This window comes from Arthrobacter terrae (assembly GCF_015708085.1).
Taxonomy (GTDB): domain Bacteria; phylum Actinomycetota; class Actinomycetes; order Actinomycetales; family Micrococcaceae; genus Arthrobacter_M; species Arthrobacter_M terrae.
Genome location: NZ_JADNYM010000057.1, coordinates 1 through 1438 on the forward strand (window position 1 = coordinate 1; position 1438 = coordinate 1438).

Here is a 1438-nt window from a genome sequence, read left to right on the forward strand (position 1 = left end):
GGCTCCGACGTTGCGTAGTGATGATTTCCGTCGGTTTGCTGGGCACGTGATCCGGTTGTGTCAGCCGGATACGGGGGATCATTATGATCCGGAAGCGTTTATGCGGCGTAAGTTCACGATGGGGGTGGATGTGACGGGGATGGTGCATGGTTCGTATCAGCTGGATCCGGTCGCGGGGGCGGAGTTGATGGCGATTTTGAATCCGTTGTCCGCTCCGCGTCCGGATCAGCGGGGCGTGGACGGGTCCCTGGTCGGGGTGGATGCTCGGACCCCGGATCAGCGTCGGGCTGACGCGATCACTGAAATCGCCCGGGCTGCCGGGGCTTACCTCAACTTCCCCCACCCACAACACAACACCCACAGCCCCAACAGCAGCGACAGCAGCGGCGGGTTTGATGGGAAAGACGGCCTCGACAGCTCCGGCGGCTCTGCAGAAAGCGGCAGCCGCGGTGCTACCGACGAGAACGGCGGTTCTGCCGAAGATGGTTCTGCTGGTGATGGGAGTGGGTGGGTGCATCCGGAAATGGATGCCCGGGCCCAGGCAGTAGCTGCTGCGGCCCAGGCCGAGGACCTGTTCTCCCTCACCTCAACCCACGACACCACACACACAGACCAAGACGCAGACAACGACACCGGCACAGGAACAGACACCGGCACCGGCACCGGCGCTGACAGCGGCCCCGGTCCAGAGACAGAGCCGGGAACGGGGCCGGGAAGAGGCGAGGGCAGGGTTGTCGGTGGTACCCGTTGTGGTCCGAGTAGGGCCGGGAGGCTCCGGCCGGGTAGGCGACCGGCTCGCATCACGATCACGACCACTTTTGACCAGCTCCGCAGCTTCCCGGACAGGGACGCCGCCATCCTCCGGCAAACCTTGGGAAACCAACCAAAACCAGCAGAATCACCAGCACCATCACAATCACCGGAACCACCAGCACCATTGGCACCACTACAACCACTGGACCCACTGGAGCCACTGGAATTACCGGAGTTACTGGAGTCCCCGGAACCGGGAGCACAGCTGGCCTTGACGGTCGGGCCGGTACCGGCAGCACCACAAATCCCAGCAGATCCCGACGCAGAAGACCACGGTTCACCGGCCGAACCGTCGGATCTGCCGTCGGGCTGGGCGGACCCGGACGGTACGCCGGAGGACAGCGGCTGGCCGGGCGGGGTAGGTCCGGAGAACACCAGCGTTGGCTGGGACACCACCACCAGCACCACTGACAGCAGTACCACTGGCAGCAGTACCACTGATTCCACCAGCCCCGGGTCTTCGTGGTTTTTTGGTTTAGAACCAGAGGTACTTCCGGAGCAGGGTTTGTCTGGTGCTGGTGGGTTAACGCCGTTGGATCCGATGCCGTCGTGGTGTGACGGGTTGGGTAGTATCAGTCCCGGCACGCTGGCGAGAATGGTGTGTGACGCGTCGTTTGAACGAGCC

1 protein-coding gene is annotated in these 1438 nt (G+C 63.6%); it reads left to right on the forward strand.

The features are described 5' to 3' along the window. Positions 1–10: 10 nt before the first annotated feature. On the forward strand, positions 11–1438 hold a 1428-nt coding region (locus IV500_RS21125; protein ID WP_281064097.1), incomplete at its 3' end, for a DUF222 domain-containing protein.